Here is a 4328-nt window from a genome sequence, read left to right as displayed (position 1 = left end):
CTAACTTTGCAACAGTGCCGTTGCGGGCAACTTCAGCAGCACGTAGGGGACTTCCGCGTTTCCAGACTTTACGAAACACGGAAACCGAAGACCATTCATGTTGTTGCTCAGGTCGCAGACGTTTTGCAGCAGCAGTCGCTTCACGTTCGCTCGCGTATCGGTGATTCATTCTGCTAACCAGTAAGGCAACCCCGCCAGCCTAGCCGGGTCCTCAACGACAGGAGCACGATCATGCGCACCCGTGGCCAGGACCCAACGCTGCCCGAGATGCGCCGCGTGCGGCTGCTGGAGATGGCGGACGCGATGGATATGTTCTGCCAAGGGTTGGTTTGCGCATTCACAGTTCTCCGCAAGAATTGATTGGCTCCAATTCTTGGAGTGGTGAATCCGTTAGCGAGGTGCCGCCGGCTTCCATTCAGGTCGAGGTGGCCCGGCTCCATGCACCGCGACGCAACGCGGGGAGGCAGACAAGGTATAGGGCGGCGCCTACAATCCATGCCAACCCGTTCCATGTGCTCGCCGAGGCGGCATAAATCGCCGTGACGATCAGCGGTCCAATGATCGAAGTTAGGCTGGTAAGAGCCGCGAGCGATCCTTGAAGCTGTCCCTGATGGTCGTCATCTACCTGCCTGGACAGCATGGCCTGCAACGCGGGCATCCCGATGCCGCCGGAAGCGAGAAGAATCATAATGGGGAAGGCCATCCAGCCTCGCGTCGCGAACGCCAGCAAGACGTAGCCCAGCGCGTCGGCCGCCATGCCGGCGATAATGGCCTGCTTCTCGCCGAAACGTTTGGTGGCGGGACCAGTGACGAAGGCTTGAGCGAGGGCGTGCAAGATTCCGAATACCGCAAGCGACAGGCCGATCATCGTCGCGCTCCAGCGAAAGCGGTCCTCGCCGAAAATGACCCAGAGCGCTGCCGGCACCTGTCCTACGAGTTGCATGATAAAGAAGACAGTCATAAGTGCGGCGACGATAGTCATGCCCCGCGCCCACCGGAAGGAGCTGACTGGGTTGAAGGCTCTCAAGGGCATCGGTCGACGCTCTCCCTTATGCGACTCCTGCATTAGGAAGCAGCCCAGTAGTAGGTTGAGGCCGTTGAGCACCGCCGCCGCAAGGAATGGTGCATGCAAGGAGATGGCGCCCAACAGTCCCCCGGCCACGGGGCCTGCCACCATACCCACGCCGAAACAAGCGCTCATGAGCCCGAAGTGGCGAGCCCGATCTTCCCCATCGGTGATGTCGGCGATATAGGCGCCAGCAACCGCACCTGTGGCGCCGGTGATGCCGGCCACGATGCGTCCGGCGTAGAGGATCCACAGGACGGGTGTGGTCGCCATGATCGCGTAGTCGATAGTGGCTCCAAGTAGCGAAGCGAGCAGGACTGGGCGGCGGCCAAAGCGGTCGGACAGTGCTCCGAGAACGGGTGCGCATAGAAATTGCATCAACGCATATAGCGCTAGCAGCACGCCATAGTGACTGGCGATGCTGTCGGAATGGACGATATCCCGCAAGAGGCCCGGCAGTACCGGCATAACCAAGCCTATGCCTACAGCATCCAGGGTGACGGTGCCGAGGATGACGATGAGCGCATTGTTAGATTTCATACACGGTGCCTGACTGCGTTAGCAATTTAACTGTGATAAACTACCGCATTAAAGCTTATCGATGATAAGCTGTCAAACATGAGAATTCGCGAATGAACAAGCTCCAACGCGAGGCCGTGATCCGAACCGCGCTCGAACTGCTTAACGACGTGGGCATGGAAGGTCTAACGACGCGCCGACTGGCTGAGCGCCTCGGGGTGCAACAGCCAGCGCTCTACTGGCATTTCAAGAACAAGCGTGCGTTGCTCGACGCACTTGCCGAAGCCATGCTGACGATAAATCACACGCATTCGACGCCAAGGGATGACGACGACTGGCGTTCGTTCCTGAAGGGCAATGCATGCAGTTTTCGACGGGCGTTGCTCGCTTATCGCGATGGCGCGCGTATTCATGCCGGGACGCGGCCAGCCGCGCCGCAGATGGAAAAAGCCGACGCGCAGCTTCGCTTCCTTTGCGATGCTGGCTTTTCGGCAGGTGACGCGACCTATGCGTTGATGGCAATCAGCTACTTCACCGTCGGCGCTGTTCTTGAGCAGCAAGCTAGCGAGGCAGACGCCGAGGAGCGGGGCGAAGATCAGTTGACCACCTCAGCGTCTACGATGCCGGCGCGCCTACAGAGCGCGATGAAAATCGTCTACGAAGGCGGTCCGGACGCGGCATTCGAGCGAGGCCTGGCTCTCATCATCGGCGGTCTTGAAAAAATGAGGCTCACTACGAACGACATTGAGGTGCTGAAGAATGTTGACGAATGACAGGGGGCGGCAGGTGCGGAGGGCGCGGTTGCTTCGTCATATGAAGCAAAGTCACCTAGCTGAATTAATGGGTGTGGATCAGGCAACCGTGTCGCGCTGAGAGCGGGGCACCCTTGCATTGTCGGATGGGAGGTGGTCAGCGGTTCTTCAATTGCTTACCGGGCCTTCCGATTCATCGTACGACGCTGCGCTGAAGCGTCTGGTGCAATCCTCCGCCCACAAAGTCCATCTGGTAGCGACCGGACACATTGTTTGCTCGCGGCATCTCCGGCCAGGCAAAGGGAATTGCGGATTGACCTAGCCGAACTCCTTGGTAAATCGCTGCGTGTTTATGCGTCCCCGAGATAGTTGCGGCCGACTCTGCGCTTAATGGGCTCGGTTGGCATGAGGGGCGGCTGGGGTCACTCGAGGTGGATACCGGCCCGAACTGGAGCGAGGAACTTCCATACTGCCAAGGCGAATGCTGTGGGAGCGCATCATGCTCGCTGATGGTAGCCCGGCACTACTTGTTACCACCACAGCTTAATGCGAAGGGTGCTCCTGTTCTTGTGCATATTTTATGCGCTGCTGATTGTGCATCGAACTGATAACCTCAACGGGTCTGCTTTGTAGTTCACCACACCCCTGACGCGCGCGTGCCGGATAAGCAGAACTATGGTGCCGATGGATGTCAGGAACACTCGGCCTGGTTCGTAACTAGGTCGTCCTGCGCGATCCTGCGGCTAGGGCCGGAATCGTGCTCGCCAGTCAGGCGCTGATGAAGCCTATGCAGATGAGCGTGAAGATCAGGACGATCTGCAGGCGTTACGAAAAGAAGGGGGCGAGCCATAGGAGTAGGCGTCACAACACAAAAGTGGTGAATCTGTCCGGCGGAGTGATCAGGCAGTCAGCATGGCGTTTCGCGCCGAAGCGGGCTGAGTTCGGGACTGTCGGTCGGAGTCCAGATGGCAGGGCTTGCCGGGATCGACGCCCTTTGGCGCAAATTGGCACAAGCCAATCCGTGCGGCGTGAAGGTATTTCGCGTCGGAGTGACACTATTCGACCTGACGCCAGCCAGCTTGATTTGCTGTTCGACGACGATGCCGGGCGGCAACGCAGGGAACGGGCATCAGCAGCGATCGACGGACTCATTGCGCTCTCGGGGCGCACCGTCATCAGCCTGAGCGAACGGAAGCCACCGGCTGGCGGACATGTCGGCGGCAAGATTCCCTATACGCGGATACCGAGTTGAGAGGATTTCGGGTGATGAGCTGGAAGCGGAGCCTGAAGGTCGGCGATCTCGACGACGGCCAGAAACTGGAAATGACCTGCGTGCGCTGCTGCCATGTCCACTACCTGACGCCGGTGATGGTGATGGCCTCGCCGGAGCGGGAATTTCTTAACCTCGACGAATTTAGACGATCGGCGGGCGAGGGGATGTCGTGGCAAGGTCCGCCTTGCGCTGCTCCGCAAGGGCGACACCAGCGGGTTCGTCGGCGGCCACGCCTAGCGCGACCGCAACCAAGCGTCGAAAAAGTATACGCTCGTCACCCGCCGTCTCCTGTGCTGAGAGTCTCAGGCCGATCGGCCGGCAGGGCTCAATGTCAGCAAACGCGTGATGAGCGGTGGCCTTCAACAGTGATAAGGCGGCACCAGAGAAAAATCACTCAGGGTCAATGCCAGCGCTTCGTTAATACAGATGTAGGTGTTCCACAGGGTAGCCAGCAGCATCCTGCGATGCAGATCCGGAACATAATGGTGCAGGGCGCTGACTTCCGGTGCCAGCAGATATTTTGGCAGTTTGCCTTGGATCAGAGCCATCTGACGCAGGGCTAGTGCAGCCGGATAGTCAATAGCTACCGGCAGCGGTGCGGACTGTTGTAACTCAGAATAAGAAATGAGGCCGCTCATGGCGTTGACTCTCAGTCATAGTATCGTGGTATCACCGGTTGGTTCCACTCTCTGTTGCGGGGGCACTGTTGCAAATAGTC

At 58.9% G+C, this 4328-nt stretch carries 4 protein-coding genes; 2 read left to right on the top strand and 2 right to left on the bottom strand.

Features of this window, described 5'->3' with window-relative positions; translation table 11 throughout:
* The first annotated feature begins 231 nt into the window (after positions 1-231).
* On the top strand, positions 232-360 hold the full coding sequence (locus AACR93_RS23135) for a type VI secretion protein (protein WP_001260374.1): 129 nt from the start codon (positions 232-234) through the stop codon (positions 358-360).
* 55 nt (positions 361-415) lie between these two features.
* On the opposite strand, the gene tet(C) is transcribed toward AACR93_RS23135, so the two are convergent.
* On the bottom strand, positions 416-1606 hold the full coding sequence (gene tet(C) / locus AACR93_RS02875; protein WP_001297013.1) for a tetracycline efflux MFS transporter Tet(C): 1191 nt from the start codon (positions 1604-1606) through the stop codon (positions 416-418).
* A gap of 92 nt (positions 1607-1698) precedes the next feature.
* On the opposite strand from tet(C), the gene tetR(C) reads away from it, so the two are divergent.
* Positions 1699-2358 (top strand): tetracycline resistance transcriptional repressor TetR(C), encoded by a 660-nt coding sequence (gene tetR(C) / locus AACR93_RS02870; protein WP_001038045.1) that lies wholly within the window; start codon positions 1699-1701, stop codon positions 2356-2358.
* A gap of 1611 nt (positions 2359-3969) precedes the next feature.
* On the opposite strand, the gene AACR93_RS02865 is transcribed toward tetR(C), so the two are convergent.
* Entirely contained in the window at positions 3970-4248 is a 279-nt protein-coding gene (locus AACR93_RS02865; RefSeq protein WP_000015696.1) for a tyrosine-type recombinase/integrase, read from the bottom strand.
* Positions 4249-4328 lie beyond the last annotated feature (80 nt).

The organism is Aeromonas sp. L_1B5_3 (genome assembly GCF_963866575.1).
Taxonomy (GTDB): Bacteria; Pseudomonadota; Gammaproteobacteria; order Enterobacterales; family Aeromonadaceae; genus Aeromonas; species Aeromonas jandaei.
The sequence above is the reverse complement of the archived record's forward strand: the minus strand, read 5'-3'. Positions and strand labels throughout refer to the sequence as shown.

Excerpts from the sequence above, each read along its gene's own strand:
- AACR93_RS02865 (WP_000015696.1), bottom strand. The coding sequence starts at position 4,248 with ATGAGCGGCCTCATTTCTTATTCTGAGTTACAACAGTCCGCACCGCTG.
- AACR93_RS23135 (WP_001260374.1), top strand. The coding sequence starts at position 232 with ATGCGCACCCGTGGCCAGGACCCAACGCTGCCCGAGATGCGCCGCGTG.